This window comes from Cytophaga hutchinsonii ATCC 33406 (assembly GCF_000014145.1).
GTDB classification, from domain to species: Bacteria; Bacteroidota; Bacteroidia; order Cytophagales; family Cytophagaceae; genus Cytophaga; species Cytophaga hutchinsonii.
In genome coordinates, this window is record NC_008255.1 from 772,546 (window position 1) to 794,768 (window position 22,223).

The 22,223-nt window shown below is 38.9% G+C and carries 22 protein-coding genes; 14 read left to right on the forward strand and 8 right to left on the reverse strand.

The genetic code is table 11. The annotated features are described in order from the left end of the window. The first annotated feature begins 6 nt into the window (after positions 1–6). The gene (locus CHU_RS03320; RefSeq protein WP_011584076.1) at positions 7–1,035 is read left to right on the forward strand and encodes a bile acid:sodium symporter family protein; all 1,029 of its coding nucleotides are present in this window, start codon (positions 7–9) and stop codon (positions 1,033–1,035) included. Here CHU_RS03320 and idi read toward each other — a convergent pair. After that, entirely contained in the window at positions 1,016–1,549 is a 534-nt protein-coding gene (gene idi, locus CHU_RS03325; protein ID WP_011584077.1) for an isopentenyl-diphosphate Delta-isomerase, read from the reverse strand. The genes CHU_RS03320 and idi overlap by 20 nt on opposite strands. 372 nt (positions 1,550–1,921) lie before the next feature. Here idi and CHU_RS03330 point away from each other — a divergent pair, with 372 nt between their 5' ends. Continuing rightward, positions 1,922–3,811, forward strand: coding sequence for a sensor histidine kinase (locus CHU_RS03330; protein ID WP_238379336.1), 1,890 nt, complete (start codon positions 1,922–1,924; stop codon positions 3,809–3,811). A gap of 64 nt (positions 3,812–3,875) precedes the next feature. On the opposite strand, the gene CHU_RS03335 is transcribed toward CHU_RS03330, so the two are convergent. The 4 genes from CHU_RS03335 to CHU_RS03350 form a co-directional block, all read right to left on the reverse strand. Next, positions 3,876–4,400, reverse strand: coding sequence for a YceI family protein (locus CHU_RS03335; protein ID WP_011584079.1), 525 nt, complete (start codon positions 4,398–4,400; stop codon positions 3,876–3,878). A 100-nt stretch (positions 4,401–4,500) separates the two neighbouring features. After that, a complete protein-coding gene (locus tag CHU_RS03340; protein ID WP_011584080.1) occupies positions 4,501–5,382 on the reverse strand; it encodes a pirin family protein in 882 nt (293 codons plus the stop codon). A 236-nt stretch (positions 5,383–5,618) separates the two neighbouring features. After that, positions 5,619–6,200 carry a Crp/Fnr family transcriptional regulator gene (locus tag CHU_RS03345; RefSeq protein WP_011584081.1) on the reverse strand — a complete coding sequence of 194 codons (582 nt, stop codon included), beginning with the start codon at positions 6,198–6,200 and terminating at the stop codon, positions 5,619–5,621. Between the two features lie 257 nt (positions 6,201–6,457). Continuing rightward, on the reverse strand, positions 6,458–6,943 hold the full coding sequence (locus CHU_RS03350) for a DinB family protein (protein ID WP_011584082.1): 486 nt from the start codon (positions 6,941–6,943) through the stop codon (positions 6,458–6,460). Positions 6,944–7,244: 301 nt separating this feature from the next. Here CHU_RS03350 and CHU_RS03355 point away from each other — a divergent pair, with 301 nt between their 5' ends. The 4 genes from CHU_RS03355 to CHU_RS19365 all read left to right on the forward strand — a co-directional run bounded on the left by CHU_RS03355 (position 7,245) and on the right by CHU_RS19365 (position 9,214). Continuing rightward, positions 7,245–7,934, forward strand: a complete 690-nt coding sequence (locus CHU_RS03355) for a helix-turn-helix transcriptional regulator (protein ID WP_041932162.1) — start codon at positions 7,245–7,247, stop codon at positions 7,932–7,934. 205 nt (positions 7,935–8,139) lie between these two features. Continuing rightward, positions 8,140–8,637 (forward strand): DinB family protein, encoded by a 498-nt coding sequence (locus CHU_RS03360; protein WP_011584084.1) that lies wholly within the window; start codon positions 8,140–8,142, stop codon positions 8,635–8,637. Positions 8,638–8,777: 140 nt separating this feature from the next. Further along, on the forward strand, positions 8,778–8,993 hold the full coding sequence (locus CHU_RS03365; RefSeq protein WP_011584085.1) for a hypothetical protein: 216 nt from the start codon (positions 8,778–8,780) through the stop codon (positions 8,991–8,993). Positions 8,994–9,013: 20 nt separating this feature from the next. After that, on the forward strand, positions 9,014–9,214 hold the full coding sequence (locus tag CHU_RS19365; protein ID WP_011584086.1) for a hypothetical protein: 201 nt from the start codon (positions 9,014–9,016) through the stop codon (positions 9,212–9,214). Here CHU_RS19365 and cysM read toward each other — a convergent pair. Together cysM and epsC are read right to left on the reverse strand one after the other, a co-directional pair. Continuing rightward, on the reverse strand, positions 9,184–10,068 hold the full coding sequence (gene cysM / locus CHU_RS03370) for a cysteine synthase CysM (RefSeq protein WP_011584087.1): 885 nt from the start codon (positions 10,066–10,068) through the stop codon (positions 9,184–9,186). The two genes, CHU_RS19365 and cysM, sit on opposite strands and share 31 nt — an antisense overlap. Positions 10,069–10,259: 191 nt before the next feature. Continuing rightward, a complete protein-coding gene (gene epsC, locus CHU_RS03375) occupies positions 10,260–11,153 on the reverse strand; it encodes a serine O-acetyltransferase EpsC (RefSeq protein ID WP_011584088.1) in 894 nt (297 codons plus the stop codon). Between the two features lie 195 nt (positions 11,154–11,348). Here epsC and bshC point away from each other — a divergent pair, with 195 nt between their 5' ends. The 3 genes from bshC to CHU_RS18760 are packed head-to-tail and all read left to right on the forward strand — an operon-like array spanning position 11,349 to position 16,020. Then, positions 11,349–12,917 carry a bacillithiol biosynthesis cysteine-adding enzyme BshC gene (bshC, locus tag CHU_RS03380; RefSeq protein ID WP_011584089.1) on the forward strand — a complete coding sequence of 523 codons (1,569 nt, stop codon included), beginning with the start codon at positions 11,349–11,351 and terminating at the stop codon, positions 12,915–12,917. Further along, a complete protein-coding gene (locus tag CHU_RS03385; protein ID WP_011584090.1) occupies positions 12,910–13,491 on the forward strand; it encodes a 5-formyltetrahydrofolate cyclo-ligase in 582 nt (193 codons plus the stop codon). The genes bshC and CHU_RS03385 overlap by 8 nt, the downstream gene beginning before the upstream one ends. A 3-nt stretch (positions 13,492–13,494) precedes the next feature. Continuing rightward, the gene (locus CHU_RS18760) at positions 13,495–16,020 is read left to right on the forward strand and encodes an OmpA family protein (protein WP_011584091.1); all 2,526 of its coding nucleotides are present in this window, start codon (positions 13,495–13,497) and stop codon (positions 16,018–16,020) included. Positions 16,021–16,140: 120 nt separating this feature from the next. Here CHU_RS18760 and CHU_RS03395 read toward each other — a convergent pair whose 3' ends face one another. After that, on the reverse strand, positions 16,141–17,769 hold the full coding sequence (locus tag CHU_RS03395) for a S41 family peptidase (protein ID WP_041932163.1): 1,629 nt from the start codon (positions 17,767–17,769) through the stop codon (positions 16,141–16,143). 438 nt (positions 17,770–18,207) lie between these two features. Between CHU_RS03395 and CHU_RS03400 the strand changes: the two genes are divergently transcribed. From CHU_RS03400 to CHU_RS03420, 5 genes are all read left to right on the forward strand, one after another. Continuing rightward, positions 18,208–18,951, forward strand: a complete 744-nt coding sequence (locus tag CHU_RS03400) for a hemerythrin domain-containing protein (RefSeq protein WP_011584094.1) — start codon at positions 18,208–18,210, stop codon at positions 18,949–18,951. Beyond that, on the forward strand, positions 18,951–19,409 hold the full coding sequence (ruvX, locus tag CHU_RS03405; RefSeq protein WP_011584095.1) for a Holliday junction resolvase RuvX: 459 nt from the start codon (positions 18,951–18,953) through the stop codon (positions 19,407–19,409). Before CHU_RS03400 ends, ruvX begins: the two co-directional genes overlap by 1 nt. A gap of 175 nt (positions 19,410–19,584) precedes the next feature. Further along, entirely contained in the window at positions 19,585–20,139 is a 555-nt protein-coding gene (gene def / locus CHU_RS03410; RefSeq protein ID WP_011584096.1) for a peptide deformylase, read from the forward strand. A gap of 174 nt (positions 20,140–20,313) precedes the next feature. Beyond that, complete coding sequence (locus tag CHU_RS03415; protein ID WP_041932164.1) at positions 20,314–21,465, forward strand: methionine aminotransferase; 1,152 nt, start codon at positions 20,314–20,316, stop codon at positions 21,463–21,465. Then, entirely contained in the window at positions 21,453–22,223 is a 771-nt protein-coding gene (locus tag CHU_RS03420; RefSeq protein WP_011584098.1) for an amidohydrolase, read from the forward strand. The genes CHU_RS03415 and CHU_RS03420 overlap by 13 nt, the downstream gene beginning before the upstream one ends.

The following is a 22,223-nucleotide window of genomic DNA, read 5'->3' on the forward strand; positions in this document are numbered from 1 at the left end:
TTCAGGATGAAACAGTTTTTGCAAACACTTTCAACGGCCGGTTTCAACGGTTTCTTTTTTTGTTTGATAGGCGTGGTACTGCTTGCATACCTATTCCCTTCGTGGGGTGCAGAAGGAAGCATATTGCCGCTTTCAGCAATTGCGCAGTATGGTGTTTCAATTATTTTCTTTTTTTATGGCTTGAAATTAAGTCCTCAGAAAATGAAAGAGGGTTTATATAACTGGCGTTTGCATCTGCTTATTCAATCCTCAACGTTTATAGCCTTTCCTGTTTTGATTTTAATCCTGCACACCATCTTTGGTACAGAGTCTGCTAAACTTATCTGGCTGGGTGTATTCTATGTTGCGGCACTACCGTCCACCGTATCATCTTCTGTTGTAATGGTTTCTATTGCAGGCGGTAATATGCCTGCCGCTATATTTAATGCAAGCGTCTCCAGTATTTTAGGGGTTTTTATTACGCCCGTCTGGATGACTTATTTTATGGGTGAGATGTATGCAGAAATGGATACAACAACTGTCATTATCAAATTGAGTTTTCAGGTATTGGCACCAGTTATTGTTGGATTATTTTTGAATAAGTGGTATGGTCATATTACCGATAGATATAAATCTCAGCTGCGGCTCTTTGATCAGGCAATTATTTTACTCATCGTTTTTACTTCATTCGCTGAATCCTTTGAAGGGCATATGTTTGCAGATGTACCAATCACAGAAATTTTAGGTATTGCCGGCGCTATGATTGTGCTTTTCTTATTCATGTTTGGCTTCATGTATTTTTTATCAAATCTCTTAAAACTAAACAGGGAAGACCGGATTGCCGTATTGTTCTGCGGTTCTAAAAAATCTCTGGTCCAGGGTGCCGTAATGGGTAAAGCGTTGTTTCCGGATCCCATGATGTTAGGGGTCGTGTTATTGCCATTAATGCTCTATCATGCGCTGCAGCTGATTGCAAGCAGTATTATAGCAGAAGCAATGGGCAATAGAAAATTACATGAATATGGTGCGGATAAAATTAAACAGGATGCTCGCTGATATATTTTCTCAGATCTGAAAAAGTTATTAAAAACCATTTCGTAAAGTCTTCCGGATTAATGCTCATTTCTTTTTCTATATCTTCCAGTGAAGCAAACCGTACCGCATGTACCTCATTTTTATTAAAAGGAATAGTTGTTTGTGTTGTTGTACCGATCAATACATGATCTAATTCATGTTCGAATAAACCCTGTCCGACATCTGCCTTATAAATGAATGTATAGGAAAGCGATACGTTGCAGGTGATACCCATTTCTTCCTGCATTCTACGGGCTGCGGCCTGGAGTGTGGTTTCGTTTTTACGCTGATGGCTGCAGCATGTATTGGTCCACTTTAATGGGGAGTGATATTTAGAAGCAGCACGTTGCTGAAGTAGTAATTCTCCTTTTGTATTAAAAATAAAAACAGAAAATGCCCGGTGAAGCAGTCCTTTCCGGTGTGCTTCCATCTTTTCCATGGAACCGATTTCATTATCCTGCTCATCAACCAATAATACGTACTCTTCTTTATTCACAGCTAATTATTTGTGGCTTGAAGTTTTACATCAACGCTGAAACGAAGATACCTAATTCTTTCTTAAGTGGTAACCGTGTTATAAACTTTCTGCATAAATGTTCAAATAAATAATGCCTCTATGCAGGAAAAATAAGAGCAGATATTCTATAGATGTATTTATATATCTTTGATCGTATGCGATAGATATTGATTCAGTTGTAATTGTTTACAAATCTTACATCTGCGCGTATCTATTTGCGGGAGCAATTCTTTATTATCTAAAATGAAATGCTATATTTATTATAGTAAAATAATGTAATAATACCAAAATCAGCTGTAAATGTTACTTAAACCCTGTGAGTATTATCTAAATAATACAAGCTTGTTTCGCATGAAACAGTTTTGGATAATCGTTTTTCAGGTATTGATCTCAGCAGCCAGTGCGCAGGCAGCAACACCGGTGTATGTGGATGAAAAATCGCAGGTCTGTATTATCGACAGTTCAAATTTTCAGGAATGGAACCCTGTAAATAGAATGAGTTATCCACCAACAAGTAAATTTTTCAGAAACAGAAGTATTGATCATGCTGCCTGGTATACGTTCAAAATTACAAATACCTCCAGAACAGCACTTGAATGGTATCTGGTATCGTATAACTATTCCATCGATGAAATTGATCTTACCACGGTTTCCGATGCAGGACAAACAGAAGAGTTTCAGTTCAGGGATACAACGAGTATTTATAATCGAATCATTAAACACAAACAGCCTGTTTTTAAAGTTTCATTAAAAGCCAATGAAACCAAGACGTATTATTTGCGCTTAAAAAATGAGTCAACATACAACTATGTATTTGCCTTGTATTCACATGAAAATTTTTCTTCTCATTTTTTTATTGAATACATAGAATTCGGAATTTTTTACGGGTTTTTATTTTTTGTACTTGTATATAGTTTGATATACTATGCTTTGCTGAGAGAAAAGGGCGTGTTGTTTTATTGTCTGTTTATTTTTTCTCAATTGATCTTTATGCTTTTCAGAGACGGCAACGGATTGTTTTTATTTCCTTCGTATCCGGAACATGCTGACCTGATAAAAAATATTTCACGTGCATGCCTGAGTGTAACGATGCTGTTATATACAACCTACTTTTTAAAAATTTCACCCAAAAGAAAATTGTTTAAAGCCATTGTTGTCATTATGGTTTTACGCGTACTCTATGCGGCGTTCATGCTGAATGATACAACAGAATATACCTATCACATTGAGTTTGGTATTATTTTATTGTGTATCTATTTATCTGTACGTTCATACAGAGACAATGCCGATACACGTTACATGGTGGTAGGTTTGGTTTTATTGGGCGTGTCGTATATGATCTATTACCAATCCATTATTATCACCAGGTCTTACAGTTCGTTTGGTTTTTTTGCCTTGTATTACGGTGTTGCGGCAGAATGTATTTTCATGACACTTGCTTTAACGGAGCGTTTCAAGCGCTTGCGGATAGAAAGTTTTAAGCAGGTGCAAATGAATAAGGAGCTGGAAACGATGGTTGAAAAGCGTACGGAGATGATTGCCATTCAGAATAAATTATTGGAAGAACGTTCAAATGAATTGAATTTATTTTTATACAGCGTATCGCATGATTTAAAAGGACCGCTGAAAACAATTGAAGGGTTGTGTAACATTGGCTCGCATACGTCAACAACCAATCACGAAGAAATATTTGATCTTATAAAACGCAAATTGAAAAATCTGGAATCCAATATTTCAGATCTGAATGTGGTTACGAAACTTAAAAATGAAGCGCTGCCAAAAGTGTTGATTGATTTTGATTCCATCCGGGAAGAGATGGAAGACCGGTTTCAGTTTTATGAGGGATTTGATGTTATTTCTATTGTATATCGGAATAATCTTGTTCGTCCATACTATGCAGACTTGTTTTCAATCAGGTGTATTTATCAGAATATCTTTGAAAACGCTTTGAAGTATCGGGATGTAAAAAAGAATTCAGAAATAAAGATCTCTATCAATGAAGTAGGAGATAGGATTGAACTTAAAATTTCAGATAACGGAATGGGCATTTCGGAAGCAATCATGCCTAAAATATTTGAAATGTTTTACAGAGGAAATGAAAAATCCAAAGATGATACAGGTTTGGGTTTATTCATTGTAAACCTTGCAGTGGAACGCTTGAACGGAACCATTTCTGTTGTGAGTACCGAACATGTCGGTACAGCCTTTACGATTGTACTGCCATTTGAAACGGATAAATAGTAATTGATCCAACCGTTTTATCGCGGCCGGATCAATTACTGGTAGAACAGTTTTTTGAATTGAATTATTGCTTTAATAACTGCACGTTCGCAATCAATTTAACTTCGTCGCTTACCAATACACCGCCAGCTTCTGTTGGCGCGTTCCAGGTTAAACCAAAGTCTTTACGGTTAATTTTACCCGTTACTTCAAAACCTGCTTTTGTATTACCCCATGGATCCTTTGCCGTACCGCCATACTCAACCGCCAGTGTTACAGATTTTGTAACGTCTTTAATAGTAAGGTCTCCAACCAATTCAAAATCATCTCCTTTTTTAGTGAATTTGGTTGCTTTGAATGTTAGCTTAGGAAATTTCTCTGAATCAAAGAAATCACCGCTTTTCAAGTGGCCGTCGCGTTGTTCGCTGTTGGTGTTAACAGACGCCGTATTTGCCTCAAAAGATATTTTTGCATTTTCAAATGTTTCTCCTGATTCTACTGTGCCGCTGAACTCCTGGAAAGAACCCGTAACCGTAGTTATTACAAGGTGTTTTACTTTGAACTGAATTTCAGAGTGTGATGCGTCGATGATCCAATTTGTAGTTGCCATAAGAATATGTGTTTTATGAATTATGAATTATGAATTATGAATTATGAATTATGAATTATGAATTATGAATTATGAATTATGAATTATGAATTATGTTTTTTTAATGCTTGTTCTCATAATTAATCGTACCGTATTTGCCATTGAAGAAATCTCTGTAGGCATGCGCGATCTCTAAGCGGTTATTCATTACAAACGGGCCTTCTGCATAGATATCTTCTGTATAAGGTTCACCGCCGAATAAGATAATCGTAATTTCTGTAATATTATTATTTATGAAGGTTATGCTGCCACCATCTTTGTCAAATACAATCAGTTCGCTTTTACTTACTTTCTGTCCGTTGATCGTTGCTTCTTCAGAAGGCACAAAAGCCGCATATTCCAAGGCTGCTTTTGTTTCACAGGTAAAGCTTGATTTCGGATTCAGTTTGATGTGGTACATAAACTGTTCGCTGAATGTTTTAACAGGCGATCTGTTGTCACCACAAGCACCGATAACAATGCGCATAACACCGGCTTCATTCGGTAATGTTACCTCGGGAATGTCGTGTGGCTGTACGGCCATATAATCCGGCGCCTCTGCTTTATTAACCGCGGGCAGATTGATCCAGAACTGCAGGCCATGCATGATACCGCCTTTCGCCTGAAAGTCCGGACTGAAATGTTCATCATGAATGACACCGTTACCGGCATTCATCCATTGTGCACCGCCGGCCTCAACAATACCGTGATGGCCATTGCTGTCGAAGTGCTCCAGCGCACCGCTGAATATATAACTGAACGTTGCAATGCCGCGATGCGGATGCGCATCCTGTCCGTTTGGTGCAGACGGGTTCTTTGGTTGCTGAACAGTAGGGTATAAGTGATCCAGAAATACAAACGGACCTATTGCTTCCACATATCTGTTTGGAACCAGACGATTCACCAAAAGTTCGCCCACTTTTGAATTGATCCCGCCATAGGTTGTTACGATTGCTCTTTCCATGTTCGTATCTGTTATTTCTCCAAACCAGTAAAGAATGTTGCTTCCCGTTTTGTTGATACAAAGTAACAGCGTAAAAAATGAATGCGGATTGATAAATGACAAGAAAGCGGCTTGACAAATGTCAAGAGAAAGCTTAACGCGAAAGCTAAAAGCCTAAAGCTAAAAACAGCAAATAATAATAAAGTACCGGGTTCATGTAATAGATGCTTAAAAGCGTTAAGCATTTGGTATTAAGCCTATTTTAGCGCCTTCTTCCGTATCCTGCTGTATGTCTCAGCCGTAATGCCCAGATAAGATGCCAGCATGGTTTGCGGAAACCGTTGTAAAAAATCCGGGTGATTTTTTAATAGTTCCAGGTATCGTTCTTCCGCGGTTAAACTCAGCGCATCGTGAATACGTTTTTGTGATGCGATAAAATTACGCTGGTTCATAGTGTTAACCATCTTGCCAATAACAGGTAATGCAGCGGTTAATTGCTGCAGATCTTCGGAGGTTGTTAAAAGTACTTCTGTATCTTCAATGGCATCAATGTTATAGTTAGAGGGCGTAAGCATGGTTGAACTTTCACGATCTCCAACCCACCAGTTTTCAATGCCAAAATGTATGATGTGTTCCGTTCCTTTTGCATCTACAGAATACTGTCGCATGGAGCCTTTTAAAACAAATGCGGTATATTTAGATACTTCACCTTCCTGCAATAAAAACTGACCTTTTTTATAACGCTTAAATGTGAACGCTTTTTTGACCTCTTCAAAATCCGCATCGGATATTTTTTCGGATGCATACTTTTCAATATAAGCTCGTAATGCGTCGTGCATAGTTGGGTAAAATATGATTCGTATTTGCTAAAGATATTAAAGAATTTTTAAAGCCGAAAGCCTAATGCGAAAAGCCTGATGATTTATATAGAGCCATAAGGCGCAGTAGGATTAGACACAAAAACACGCACAATACCTTCGGTATTGTACCTTGAGATGCTGCTGAATAGTTTTCTACAGCTATTAAACTCCGATGAGTGCAATATCTGCAATAACTAAACACATTGCGATACTATTAGTGTACATGCTTCCGTTTTTTATTTTTTGAGGTATGCCAGCTGTCCTAAATGGTAGGCCATGTGATTCGTTCTATTGATCAGCACACTTAATTTATTGCGGTGCGGTTCTTTTAAGAAATCCTCGCGTGAAATGGCCGCATGTTTGTTAAACCAGTCTGCCGGCTGCAGCTGATTAAACTGATTGGCTAATCTTTCCTGAACCAGGCTCCAGTAGAGACGAAGGTCATTGATCTCCGGTTTTTCCAATCCCGACTTATCCGGGTTCTGAATGAATACCGGCGCAAGCTGCGGATATAACGTATCTCCAAGTTCGAGCAACGGAAGCATGGCATCGTGAACAGCTGTAAGATGGCCCAATAAATACGTGCCACTGTTTCTGCCGGGCGCTGTCTCTACGGCCAGGGCTTCGTTGCTGAGCGATTGAATAAGTTTGTCTGTTCTGCTTGATTGTGTGTTCCAGGCGTCTAATGCCAGTCGCACAAAGAGCGCTTCTTGTGTATGCATCTAAAAAGAAAGTACGTGTATTCGAATACGACAAATGGAAGAAGTAAAAAGTTCAAATGAATTATGCACAATGTGAAAGGCTTAAGGCTGAAAGGATTTGCTTATGGAATGAAGGTGTGTGTAGTATAAGTAAATGCTTGTGAAGCAGGTAGAATAGTACAAGCTTCTGCTAGCGTTAGCAGAAGCTATCGTGGGGCTAGGCATCTGCATGTATTAATATCGATTTTTCTTCCGTTTGGTTTTTGTTTTTTGTTATTTGGAATTTCATATAGAACGATATTGTATTTATACACCCATGCCCATGAACCGCATCGACAGACTGTTAGGAATGATCACCTTATTGCAGGCAAAAAAGTTTGTTTCCGCTGAAAAAATTGCGGACAAATTTAAGATAAGCAAGCGTACGGTTTTCCGGGATATCAAAGCGATCTGTGAGCAGGGAATTCCGGTGGGGTCAGAACCGAACAAAGGATACTTTATTGTAGATGGATATTTTTTACCGCCGGTGTTATTTAATAACGATGAAGCAAATGCGTTGCTGTTAACTGAATCACTTGTGAAAGGCTTTGCCGATAAATCTATCAGTAAACATTATTCCAATGCACTGGATAAAATCAAAGCCGGATTAAAACAGGTTGATAAAGACAAGCTTGAGCACATGCAGGATGCTATTAAGTTTCAGCTGCCCGAACGTATGAATAATGATTTTGAATATTTATCGATCCTGCAGGTAGCGGTTTCAGATAAAAAGATCATTTATATTGATTATAAAAATAACAAAGAAGAAGTAAGCAAGCGGGAGATCGAACCGATTGGGTTGATATTTTATGCATTCAGCTGGCACCTGATAGGCTGGTGCCATCACCGCAAGGCGTATCGGGATTTTAAAGTTTCAAGAATCATTCAGATGAAAAATACCGGAGTGCCTTTCAAAAAGAACAAACACATGCCCTTATCGGAATATATGAAAGAACTTCCGGTAAATTATTAGAAGATCGGCTCTGTATGTAATCCCTAAACGTATAAGGTTTGTGAAAAAAAGGTTGATACACATGAATGATGATATTCTGTTTAGTAAATTTTATGCATTTTTTAACGAATAAACTTTTTTGAAATGCGGTGACATAGGGTTGTCACCGGGCAGTATTTTCTTTGTGTCATCATTAAACGGATTACACATTTTAACATACTAGTTTATGGAACTGATTCCTGTCTTTTTAAAAGAATTTGACGCTGAGGCGCAAACCACCCGCAACATGTTGTCCCGCATTCCGGATGACAAATACGACTGGCAGCCGCATCCGAAGAGCATGACAATCCGGTCGCTTGCAACGCATATTGCAGAATTGTCAACCTGGGTAAGCCTTGCCTTAACAACAGACGAACTTGATTTTGCTGCGGCACCCTACAATCCAACGATTGTTAATAATACAAAAGAACTGCTGCGTTTATTTGAAAAAAGTCTTATTGAGGGAAGAACGGAATTGATACCGGAGAATGAAGCAAAACTTTCAGAAAACTGGACGCTTCGCAATGGAGACATCATCTACAGTGTTCAAACCAAAGCTGAAACCATACGTCATGCATTCAGCCAGATTATTCATCATCGCGCACAGTTGGGGGTGAATCTACGATTGCTGAATGTACCGATACCAGGCAGCTACGGACCGAGTGCCGACGAAAATGAATTATGAATTATGAATTATGAATTATGAATTTTTTCTCATTCATATAAAATCCAATTAAATAATAATACTGTCTAATTAGTTTAAGCGAATTATAAATTATGCATACGTATTCATAACTCATAATTTATAATTCATAATTATTAAAAATGATCGAAATATTTAAAACATCTGTTCAGAATGATCTGCAGGCGATGGTCGTTAAAAAATTATTGCTGAAACAGAATCCTTCGTTAGAAATTAATTTTGATCTGGAAGATTGCGATAAGATTCTTCGGATTAAAAATATAAAAAATACCGATGATATGTCATCGGTATTTAAAACCCTGTACGAAACAGGTATTTATATTGAAATGTTGCCGTAGGGGCCGATTGCATCGGCCCTATGTATGATTGCATCGGCCCTATGTATGATTGCATCGGCCCTATGTATGATTGCATCGCCCCTATGTATGATTGTGCCGGCCCTGTGTATGATTGCATCGCCCCTATAATTGCATTGGCGCATATATTGAAAAGGGCCGATGCGATCGGCCCCTACGGAAATGTCGGACCCTACGCACCAAATAAATCGCTGGATAAATAACGGTCGCCGCGGTCGCATACGATGCTGACAATTATGCCGGATTCAATTTCGTTTCCTAATTTTATAGCTGCTGCCATTGCGCCTCCACTACTCATACCGCCGAAGATACCTTCTTCACGGGCAAGCCTGCGTGTCATGGCAACAGATTCTTCTTCGCTTACGTCCATCTTTACGTCTACACGAGAATCGTCGTAAATCTTTGGTAGGTATTCAACCGGCCAGCGGCGGATACCCGGTATTTTAGAGCCTTCCGTTGGCTGTACACCAACGATCTGTACCGCTGAATTTTTTTCTTTTAAAAATTTAGACGTCCCCATGATCGTTCCTGTTGTTCCCATAGAAGAAACAAAGTGTGTTACCGTGCCATTTGTATCTCTCCAGATCTCCGGACCGGTAGAGTGATAATGCGCCATGTAATTATCCGGGTTTGCAAACTGGTTGAGCATAAAGAAGCCGCCTTTCGCTACCTGTGCCTCGGCATAATCACGCGAACCTTCTATACTTACCGCAGCAGGTGTTAAGGTAACCTTTGCGCCAAATGCTTCCATCGTTAATACACGCTCGCGCGTAGAGTTGTCAGGCATTACCAGTTCAATATCCAGGTTGTATAAACGGGCAATCATCGCCAGGGCAATACCTGTGTTACCGCTTGTAGCTTCGATCAGCTTCATGCCGGGTTTAATCTCGCCGCGTTCCAGTGCACCTTTGATCATGCCTAAAGCAGCACGGTCTTTTACACTTCCGCCCGGATTATGGCCTTCAAGCTTTGCAAATATTTTAACATTTGGTTTATTGAAAATGCGGGTAATCTCAACAAGGGGCGTATTGCCAATAAAATCAAGTAGGGTAGCCATATTCTAAAAAGAAATAATGATGTTGTAAACTTTTTTTCTGGCGCCGATCTCAGCTAAGCCGGACTGGTGCCTATGATTTGCCAGTCATGACTGGTTTATTTTTTATGCAGTCAAAGATTTCGGAATGATATACTCGCCTGCGCGGCGGTAAACGGAAGACTGATGCCAGCAGCGCGGTTGCGGTATAATTTTCAGGAATTCTTTTTTGTGTTTTCTGATTCAGCCTTCTTCATTTTTCGAATAGCTTCTTCATTGTTTTCGGTTTCGTTTAAAGAAGGATCAGCATTTTTTATTATTACTTCGATCTGTGCTTTGTGATACACACGCGTAAACGGTTGTACGCTTTCTGTAAGCCAGACGTTTCCGCCAATGATGCTGTCATGGCCTACAACTGTTTTGCCGCCTAATATGGTAGCACCTGAGTAAATGATCACATTGTCTTCAATTGTTGGATGGCGTTTGGTATCCGCCTTATCTTTTGAAACACTCAAGGCACCAAGTGTTACACCCTGATACACTTTAACATTGTCTCCAATGTGCGCCGTTTCTCCGATTACAATACCTGTACCGTGATCGATATAAAAGTTTTTACCGATTGTAGCACCCGGATGAATATCAATACCTGTTTTGCTATGCGCATATTCCATTATAATACGCGGCATTAAGGGAATATTCAATTTGTATAACGCATGCGCCATGCGGTAAAAAGCAATCGCATAAAAACCCGGATAGGCACGGATCACTTCAAACTCCGAACGTGCAGCAGGATCACCGTTTAAGATAGCCTGTATGTCGAGTAAGAGTTTATCATAGATCACAGAAAGTTCATTCATGAAAGCATCTGACAATTCATTTGCAGGAGCAGGCAGATCTTTTTGCATGGATCCTAACAATCGTGTCAGTTCTTTTTGATACACGCCCATTTGTATTTCAACATCAGCAACATCTTTATATTTTGCCTGCGTTTGTTCCGGAAATAAAACCAATAGAATGCGCGTAACCAATCTGCAGATATCGGAAGTAGATGGAAAGGTACCTGCCTGCTGGTGTTTTTGTAAGAGCGTTTCTAAAAAGTGCTTATTCATAATCGATTTGTTGTAATTATATGGCAATTTATTGTTTTATTTATAGGCTAACAAATACGTGGTATCTTAGTTCCAAAATAAAGAGAATACCTTGAAGGTTTGTTTGGAGCTATATCGCATGAAGTATTATAGTTATCGACACTTATAAACTTTTATAGTAAATTAGGTGTTGCAAGCTAGGATTAAATTAGAGTTATGAGTGCATTTTCAGTAGAAAAGATTGGTTTACAGGATTCTCAGCAGTTTAGTAAATTATTTATAGATTATCTGGCTCAACAAGAGCATATTCAGCCCTTATATACTTTTTACCCGGATATGGCTGGACTGGAAACAGCAATAGAAAAACGAAGCAAACAGCCAATCAATAGAACCGTATTGGTTGAACGCCTGAAAGCACAATATAAAGATCTTCCGGTATCTGAAAAGGTTCAGCAAAATATAGAGCGCCTGGCAAGTGAACATACTTTTACCATTACAACCGGTCATCAGTTGTGTTTGGGTACCGGCCCGCTGTACCTGATTTTAAAGACCTTAAGCTGTGTAAAGTTATGTGAAGCATTAAAAACAAAACATGCAGATAATGAATTTGTTCCTGTTTTCTGGATGGCTTCGGAAGATCATGATGCTGCAGAAATAAATCATTTTTATGTATTCGGGAAAAAGTATACCTGGGAAACCACGCAGACCGGTGCAGTAGGAAGGTTTACTACTACAGGTATTTCAGAAGTCTTAGAAACCATTAAAGATATACCAGCCTGGCTGAAAGATGCCTATCAATCTTCGGTAACACTTGCGGAAGCAACACGAAAGGTAATGCATCAGTTATTTGCTGAATATGGCGTAGTTGTAATTGATGGGGACGATGCAGCTCTCAAAAAAGAATTCACTGCCGTTATCGAAAAAGAATTGTTTGAACAGCCGGCTGTTGCCGTAATGAACCAGACAAACAGATCAATTGAACGTCATGGCTATTCCATACAAGTGAATCCGCGCGATATTAATTTATTTTATGTAAAAGATTCCCTGCGCGAACGGATAGAGAAACAAGGAGAACGGTTTGTTGTACTGCACACAGATGTTTCTTTTTCTGCGGGAGAAATTAAAAAGGAAGTAGCAGACCATCCGGAGCGATTCAGTCCGAATGTTGTGCTGCGCCCTCTATATGAAAGTACGATACTGCCGGATATTGCCTATGTAGGCGGACCCGGAGAAATTGCATACTGGCTGCAGCTGAAAGAAGTATTTGCCGTGTACAATACATTTCTGCCCGCTATTTTTCCGCGGATGTTTTCAGGCGTTATTACAAAACAACAATGTGTTAAATTAGAAAAAGCGCATGTAACAGTGGCAGAATTATTTTTGTCTGAATTTGATCTGAAACAGGTTGTTGTTTCCCGATCCATTCAGGAAGAAATTTCCATTGAAGCAGAAGCAGGTAAAATTACAGCAGCCTTTGATACGATTGCATCCATTGCTGCTACGGTTGACGGCTCCTTACAATCGTGGGCGCAGGCAGAAAAAGCAAAAGCGTTGAAGCAGCTTGAAGATATTGAAAAAAAATTGCGCAAGGCAGAAGAACGTAAGCACGATGATGTGATCAAAAGTGTGTTGGGTATTCGTGATAAAATATTGCCAAATGGTAAATTGCAGGAACGGCAGGAATCTGTGTTTACCTTTTTGGTGAACGATGCACAGCTGATCGAAAAATTATATCAATCGCTTGATCCCTGCACATTCAATATTCAGATGTGTTGTTATGAATAAAGACGCAATACGCAAACAGTATATAGCTAAACGAAACGGCCTTTCTGAGACACAGGTAAAGCAGAAGAGCAAAGCAATCTCTGAAACTTTTATTGCTTCAGAGATCTGGAAAACATGCCGCGTTATTCATATTTTTATTTCTATTCCGGGTAAAGCTGAAGTTGATACATCTGATCTGATTGATTTTTTTTATACGCAGCATCCGGAAATAAAATTATGTACGTCTATTCTGGCAGAAAATAATATTGATCTGCTGCATACGCATATTACACCGGAAACAACATACCTGCCTAATAAATGGAACATCCCAGAACCGGTAGAGCGGAATGCAGTGAATGAAGAAACAATTGACCTGATCCTGCTTCCGTTAGTAGCCTTTGATGCAACAGGTAACAGAGTGGGGTATGGTAAAGGTTTTTACGACCGTTTTTTACAGAAGTGTAAACCGCATGTTATAAAAGCGGGTTTGAGTTTATTTGAACCTGCAGAAGAACTGATTGAAGCAGATGATTGGGATGTACCGCTGGATTACAGTATCAGTCCGGATAAAATTTTCAGTTTTATAAAAAGATAAAAAATGAAAAGATTTTTACTTATTCTAAGTCTGTTTGTAAGTCAGGTTTCACAGGCACAGCAGCTATCCGTATTTTTTGATTCTGGAAAATCAATATTGTCTGAAAGAGAAAAGCAACGGCTGGATTCATTGATATATACGTTTGAAACAGAACTTATATATGATATCAGATTGGTTGGACATACCGATTCAACCGGATATCCGGAAAAAAATAAACAGTTATCTAAAGCCCGTGCTATCGCAGTTTATACCTATCTGTCCAAAAGAAAAAATATTCATTTTTCCAGTATAACAGGAAAGGGATCTTTATCTCCTGTACAAGCCAATACCACAGATGCCGGCAGAGCGCACAACAGAAGATGTGATATCAGCATTACAGTTTCTAACGTTGCACCGGCAAACTGGGTGCTGCCAGTGCAGAATTTTAATGTTGCAAATGAAAATAAAAGTGTCTTGTATACTAAAAACGGCTGCAAAGTATACGTATTGCCAGGCACGTTCCAGGTAAAGCCAACGGATACGGTTTCTATTCAGATAACAGAATATAAAGATCCTGCAGATTTTATTGCCGGTGATTTGCCAATGAGTTATTTAAAAAACGGACACACCTATATGTTTGAATCGGAACAGATGATGAAGGTTGAAGCGTTTGTCGACACAGTTCCGGTTCCGTTAATGAAACTGTTAGGCTTGCAATGTCCGGATATAGACACAAGCGGTGGGGTGCACTTTTATGAATTTTCCGGTACGGCTGCTCCTTCTGCCAATGTACGTAAAAAGCTTGAATCCGGAAGAGTAGAAGTGGAAATAATAACGTTTACTGTAGCCAGGGATTCTGTTGATGTACCAACCATTACTGAAAGTAAAACAGAAGAAAAAAAAACGGAGCAGAAAGTAAAAAAAACGGTAGTTACCAGGCAGCCGTCCAAGCCCATCAGTCAGCCGGTAAAAAAATCTGACTCAAAACAATCCGGCAAAAAACAGCCGCAACAAAAACACATACAGCAAAATGTAAAAACGACAGAACCTGATGTATCCGGAAAAATTATATTGAAGTCCGACACGGGCAGAGCCGTTAAAATTGAACCCGATACAAGCAGGGAATTTGTTATAATACCTGATACAGGCAGAGCGTTTTACCTGGAAGGCAATTATGTGTATGACTGGCGCAGCTCAAATCAGACGTATTGTTTGTTTGATGCAGGCTGCGCAAATGGACTTTGTGATACGGTTTTTGTTCGTAATATGATCCGGCAGGGGCGCAGGTACAAGGGTAAGAAATTATTACATGTGCCCTTGATCGATTTTAATTCTTATTACGCACGATATAGAAATTTTGCTTACGATGGCATGTATTTAAAATGTGAAAAAAGAACGGAAGATCTTTATTCCGTTCATATAACGTATAAGAAAAAAAATGCTCATAATACTGTTTTTAAAATCAAATCTTTTGCAAACAACCCGGAATATAAACCTTTAAAGAGTATTAAATGGATCATTCCTGCACCAATTACCAATAAGGATGTTCAATTGTTTAAACAGGCAGAAGTGTCAGATTTCAGCATACTGCCTTCGTATGAATATGCATACAATAGTTGGGGTAGTTATTGTTTTGAAATAAAAAGTGATTCGGGCTGGTGTGTATTTTCTGCAGAGCCAAAGAGATCCAGGAAAGCTGAGAAAAGATATGAACTATATACACAGCTTTTTGAAGATAGAGTAATCGCTTTTAATGACAGTATTAAAAAGTATATAGCAGATAATAAATTACAGGAATTGTATTGCTTTTACGATTTTATGAGAAACTTATCCAGCAATAAAATTATCTCAACGCATTGTTTTCATACATCTCTGCCCGCCTGTCATCCATTTGAGTATTCTAAAAATAAAATAGATACGGCTGGTCTTAATCTATACAGCTGCCTGAAAAAAGATGCATGTATATTTGATTTTATCGGGTTTGTTTCCTGGTTACGGTTTTACAATAAAAATATGGATCTGCTTCAGCATGAATTAGCAGGGCTAAGCATTCATGAAATTGTTGCATGTCAATGCAGGTATATAGATATACCTCCCTGCAGAAGTAAATGGGAGCATAAAGACGTTAATCCGAATGGAAATAATATTATTAATATAGGTTTGGGAGAATATAATTTTGACAGTGAAATGAGACTCGAAAAGCAGCAGCAAATCTATGATGCTGTTTATCTGAATCAGCAGGGAGATACATTGTTGAAATGCTCAAAAAGTATTATTAATATGAAATCATATACGTATTGCAATCATACCGCTTATACGATTATTCCCGGCTTTAATGGGCTGCTAAAACAAACCGATCCGGCTGTATTAATACTATTACCCGGTAAAAAGAACTTGCTGTATTTTGAAAATCATGGAAGAAAATACAAATTGTATCTGGACCTTACAAATATTGAAACATATACAGGAACAGTTTTTATTTTAACGGAAATAACAGAGCAGGCTTCAACACTGGATGGACTGAAAAATGAACTGGAGAAAACAGAATAAGATTATTACTGTTTAAATACATGTTAGTACATAAAAAAAACCGGTTAATATACTTAACCGGTTTTTTCTTAAAACGTAATACGTTATTTCTTAAAACCTAATACGTTATTTCATAAAACGTTATTGAGATATTTTTTCCGCTTCTTTAAATGCATTCAAGCCTTTGTTATAGATTTCATCTTTCTGGTTATAGATCGGATAGAATCCTTTGTTTCCCCAAGCACTGCGGGCAATATAGGCTTTTATGTTATTTTTAATGAAATCTTTTGAACGTTTGTATTGAACCTCATTATATTTAACGCCGGTTTTAGCAGCAAGGTCAAGCATATCTTTCAGCATCGCCTCTGTTACGGTAAACGATTTGAAATATTCTTCAAATGTCATTTTTGTAAGCGCTGCTTTATTTGTCTGATAGTAATTTAATGTATACTCTCTGATCACGTTCTGATTAAACAGTTCCATTAAATATTTTGTGTACTCAGATGTGTCTCTTCCTACAAATACATCCGGCATAATACCGCCGCCGCCATATACGGTTCTTCCTTTTAATGTTTTGAATTTTAACGAGTCATTAAAGTGAATACTGTCTGCATGGAAGAACTCGCCATGTTCATAACGCGACAACAGATCAGATTCATATGCCGATGCATCTTCTTTATCATATGGCTTCTGAATGCTTCTGCCGCTTGGAGTATAGTACCGGGAGATCGTCAGACGCAATTCAGATCCGTCATTTAAGTTGATCGGCATCTGTACCAAACCTTTTCCAAAGGATCTTCTGCCCACGATTAATCCGCGGTCGTTATCCTGCAAGGCACCTGAAAGAATTTCCGAGGCAGATGCGCTGCCTTCGTTGATCAATACAACTACCGGACCTGTTTCAAATGCACCTGTAACACGTGCACGTATTTCCTGATCGTATTTTGTTCCTTTACCATTTGTATATACAATCATTTTATTACCATCAATTAATTGATCGGCAATGTTTGTTGCACGATCCAGGTAACCGCCGCCATTGTCTTTCAAATCAATCATTAATCGCTGCATACCTTGTGTTTTCAGGTCTGTCAAGGCAGTTAAAAATTCATTGTAGGTTTTATCACCGAAACGGCTGATCTTGATATAACCAGTTGTTTTATCGATCATGTAAGCAGCATCAATGGAATACGTTGGTATTTTATCCCGGATGATGGTGTACGTAAGCAGTTTGCTGGAGTTGCTGCGTTTTACAGTCAGCAAAACCTTTGTTCCTTTTTTACCGCGAAGCCGTTTGAATACATCTGCAGACGTAACACCGTTACCTGCCATTTGTATGCTATCTACTTTAATAATTTTATCGCCAGCCATTAAACCCGCCTTTTCAGATGGGCCGCCGCTGATAGGAGAAACAACATAGATGGTATCTTTTATAATATTGAATTCAATACCAATACCTTCAAAATCGCTCTCTAAATGAGAATCCGCGATCTGACGTTCGCTTGCCGGGATGTAGGAAGTATGAGGATCTAATTTTTCCAGCATCTGGCTGATGGAATAATCAACGAGCTTATCGACATCTACTGTATCTACATAATCCTGCTGTACATAATTTAATATTTCTGCAAAGCGTAAATAATTGCCGGCGATATTTTGTTCCGTGCCCTTTTTAGATAAAGCAGCACCAATAAAAATTCCACAGATTACTGCCAATGCTAAAAAGATCGGCAAGCGCATCTGGAAGAGGGTATTCTTAGGTTTTTCGTTCTCCATATCGGATGGTAATGAATTATTGAATTACGGTTTTAATTATGTGTTTGTGCCATTCGGCAATGACATTCTTCGCAGGGATATTCTGGTCTGAGAGGAATAATCAGGTCAATTTAAAGATTGAAGCGAATAAAACATAGTTATTTCGGGGGGATTTTCAGAAGTTTTATGCACGCGCAAGGCACAGGAGTTTAAAGAGGACGGTGGTAGTATATCAATAATGGATCGTTTTACACATCAAAATCAATCTGTAAAACGATTTTGGTCATACGTTATTTTCCATATTTAAGCAATAAAACCGGATTCTGATATGAAATAGCTAAATGTATTGATTTATATGCTGTTAGAACAAATAATTGTTTATAAATATGATGCTTAATATCATTGTTCAAGTTTTCAGATTTTAATATATTTATATACATCATTCTTTGATATACGCATATGAAAACAACCCCTTTGCATTCTTCATTACAGGAACTTATTGAACGTGATTATACATTTGCCCGTTCATTATTTTATTTAGGAATTCCTTTTGAAAAAAGACTGGGAGATGCGCTTGGTGAAGTGCTGGCAGATTACGGCATTTCAATTGAAAAATTTAACCGCATGGTTTCTGAATCGAATGCAGAAAGTTTCCCCGGGCCTGCTTTTTTCAAACGATTCAAAGTAGATGCAATCATTGAATACCTGAAACATGCACACTATTTATACATCAAAGAAAAAATTCCATTCATATCTAAATTGATTCAGGAACTGCCGGATACAGATAAGCGTACACACGATCTGAAACTGGTCTTCCCGTATGTGATTGAAGATTTTATCAAACACATTTACCACGAAGAAGACTCACTTTTTTATTATGTGCTGAAATTACATGCCGCCAGTATCAGTCCGTTTAATGAATCGGTGATGCTGGAAGTAATGAATAAATATTCTATTCACAGAATGTTCGCGCACCACCAGGAAGACGATGATGAAATGAAAGGCATTCGCGAGTTGACCAATAATTATGCAACCGAAGACATTTCAGATATTCATTTGAAGCTTATTTATAAGGAGCTACAGGCTTTTGAAAAAGAATTGTTTATTCACGCATGTATTGAAAACGAAGTATTATTTCCGAAAGCATTGGAATTAGAGGCAAAAGTTGCGAAATATGTAGCTGAATCTCTTAAAGAATATTAATGGCGCGTATCCTGGCATTCGATTTTGGTACTAAACGTATTGGTATAGCAAGTACCGACCCGATGCAAATCATTGCTAATGCCCTGGATACAGTACATCCCAAAGATGTGGTTGTGTATCTTAAAAAATATCTGAATACAGAACCCGTTGAAGCATTTGTGGTGGGCCTTCCACGTACACTGCAAAACGAAGAATCTTCCAACGCTGCCAATGTAAAAGCGTTCATTAATCTTATTAAAAAAAACTTTCCGCAAACTCCTATTTACGGCGTTGACGAACGCTTTACATCCTCTATGGCTTTTGATACCATGCTGGCTGGGGGCGTGAGTAAAAAAGGCAGAAGAGACAAAGCAACTATTGACAAGATCAGCGCAACCATTATTCTGCAGTCTTTCATGGAACAGAAGCAGAATGGAACGGCGACGATGATTTTTAAACCGGATGACGCTAATAGCTGAACGTGCAGCGTGTAACGTGTATACGTTTCAATAATGAGTATTTAGCTCAATAGTTAAGTATTTGACTATTGAATTTAAAAAACGTATGTACTTTACACGCTGCACGTTCAACTTGTTTTAAGCCTTCTGCTTTTAGCAAAAATTCGTATATTTGGGAAAATACTGAATAGAAAATATGATTTATCCGATTGTGGCATACGGGGATCCTGTGTTGAAGAAAGTTGCCCAAGACATTGAAAAAGGAAGCCTGGATGTTGTCAAGATGTCTGCAGACATGTTTGAAACAATGGAAAACGCGCATGGCGTTGGCCTTGCTGCGCCTCAGGTTGCATTAAACCTACGCATGTTTGTTATTGATACTTCCGTTTTCGACGATGAAAAAATAACTCCTGTTCGTAAAACATTTATAAATCCGGTTATTGAAGAAGAGTGGGGCGATGAATGGCCGTATGAAGAAGGTTGCCTGAGTATTCCCGGGGTACGTGCAGACGTATATCGTCCGGCGAATCTTCGGATCCGTTATTTCGATACCGATTGGAAAGAACATGTGGAAGAATTTGACGGCATGACAGCCCGTGTGATCCAACATGAATACGATCACATTGAAGGCGTATTGTTTGTCGACCATTTATCTTCGATCAAAAAACGGTTATTAAAAGGGAAACTAACCAACATCAGTAAAGGCGATTGCGACGCATCGTATCGTATGAAATTCCCGATTAAAAAATAAAAATCAATTGAAGCATGCACCTTAACTGCATGCTTCAGTCTTTATATAATAAGTTGCTTCAAACCCGTTGTTGATGTTCGTTTACGTATTACGTTAAATATTGAACGTAACAAGCGCAGGCTGCCAATAACTGATTTGACCGAACAGTTGCTTTGTTCTTTTCTTAAAAAATCCATGCAACAATCCTACACATCCAAGCTGCCCGATATAGGTGTTAATATTTTTTCAACCATGTCTGCGTTGGCACAGCAATACAAAGCCGTTAATTTAGCACAAGGTTTCCCCGATTTCGCCCCTTCAGAAGAATTGATCCGGCTGGTACATGATTATATGCTGAAAGGCTTTAATCAATATGCACCGCTTGCAGGTGTGCGTCCGTTGGTTGTAAACCTTGCTGAAAAAACCGAAAAACTTTATGGTTTATCCTACGATCCGGATACAGAAATAACCATTACCTGCGGTGCTACAGAAGCGTGCTACACGGCTCTTACTTCCATTCTGCACGAGGATGATGAAGTAATTATTCCGGAACCTTGCTTTGATGTATATCTGCCAGCCATTCAATTGAGTAAAGCAAAAGCAGTGTTTGTACCTTTGACGCTGCCTGATTTCAGTTATGACTGGGAACTGATCCGTTCAAAAGTTACACCGCGTACCAAGCTCATAATCATTAATTCGCCGCACAACCCAACGGGCTCAATTCTTACAGCAAAGGATGTTGAGCAGTTGCAACTGCTGGTGGAAGCATACCCCGGCTTGTATGTGCTGAGTGATGAAGTATATGAGCATATTGTTTTTGATGGAAATAAACATATAAGTATTTCCGGGAATCCTGTTCTGAAAGAACGGGCCTTTATAATCGGTTCCTTCGGGAAAACCTATCACGTAACGGGCTGGCGACTGGGCTTCTGTCTTGCACCTGCATACATGATGAAAGAATTTAAAAAGGTGCATCAGTATAACACCTTTTCTCCGGTTGCTCCCATGCAGTTTGCTGTAGCAGATTTTATGAAAAAAACAGATGAATATGAATCGTTGCCGGCATTTTTTCAAAACAAACGCGACCTGTTTTTACGGCATATTAAGGAAAGTAAATTTGACGTGATTCCTGCCAGCGGAACATATTTTCAAATGCTTTCCTATAAAAATATCAGCGATGAAAACGACCTGGATTTTGCTGCCCGTTTAACACGTGAATTTGGTTTGGCATCTATTCCCGTTTCTGTTTTTTACAACGATAAAACAGATCACAAACTGCTTCGCTTTTGTATTGCGAAGAAAGAAGAAACACTCCTTAAAGCTGCTCATATTTTATGCAAGATCTAAGTGTAACACTTATCCAGACACCCTTGTATTGGGAAGATCCGGTAGCCAATAGGGCCATGCTGGAAGAAAAAATTTCAGGTGTCTCCAAAACAGATGTTATTGTATTGCCGGAAATGTTCACGACAAGTTTTACAAACAATGCACAGCAGTTTGCAGAACCTATGAACCTGAATACGTTCAAATGGATGAAACAACTTTCTGCACAATCAGGCGCGTGCATCGTGGGCAGTTACTGCATCAAAGAAGGGACGCATTTTTATAACCGCCTGGTGTGGATGCAGCCCGACGGAAAATTTTATACATATGACAAGCGCCATTCTTTCCGCATGTCGGATGAGCATAAAGTATATACAGCAGGAAAAAAACAATTAGTGGTAGAATACAACGGCTGGAAAATCGCACCGTTTATCTGTTATGATCTGCGTTTCCCTGTTTGGTCCAGAAATACCAATAACAAATATGATCTGGCTATTTACGTTGCGAACTGGCCCGAAGCGCGTGCCCATGCCTGGAAGAGTTTGTTGCCGGCACGTGCCATTGAAAACATCAGCTATGTGATTGGTCTGAACCGCATCGGTACCGATGGCCTAGGACTTGTCTATTCCGGTGATTCTGTTGTGCAGGATTTTAAAGGTGTTCCGTTAGCTGAACTGAACAGCGAAGAAAAAACCGAAACGGTTGTACTGTCTAAAAAAGAACTGGAAAATTTCAGGGAAGTGTTTCCGGCGTATCTGGATGGAGATGCGTTTACGTTGTAA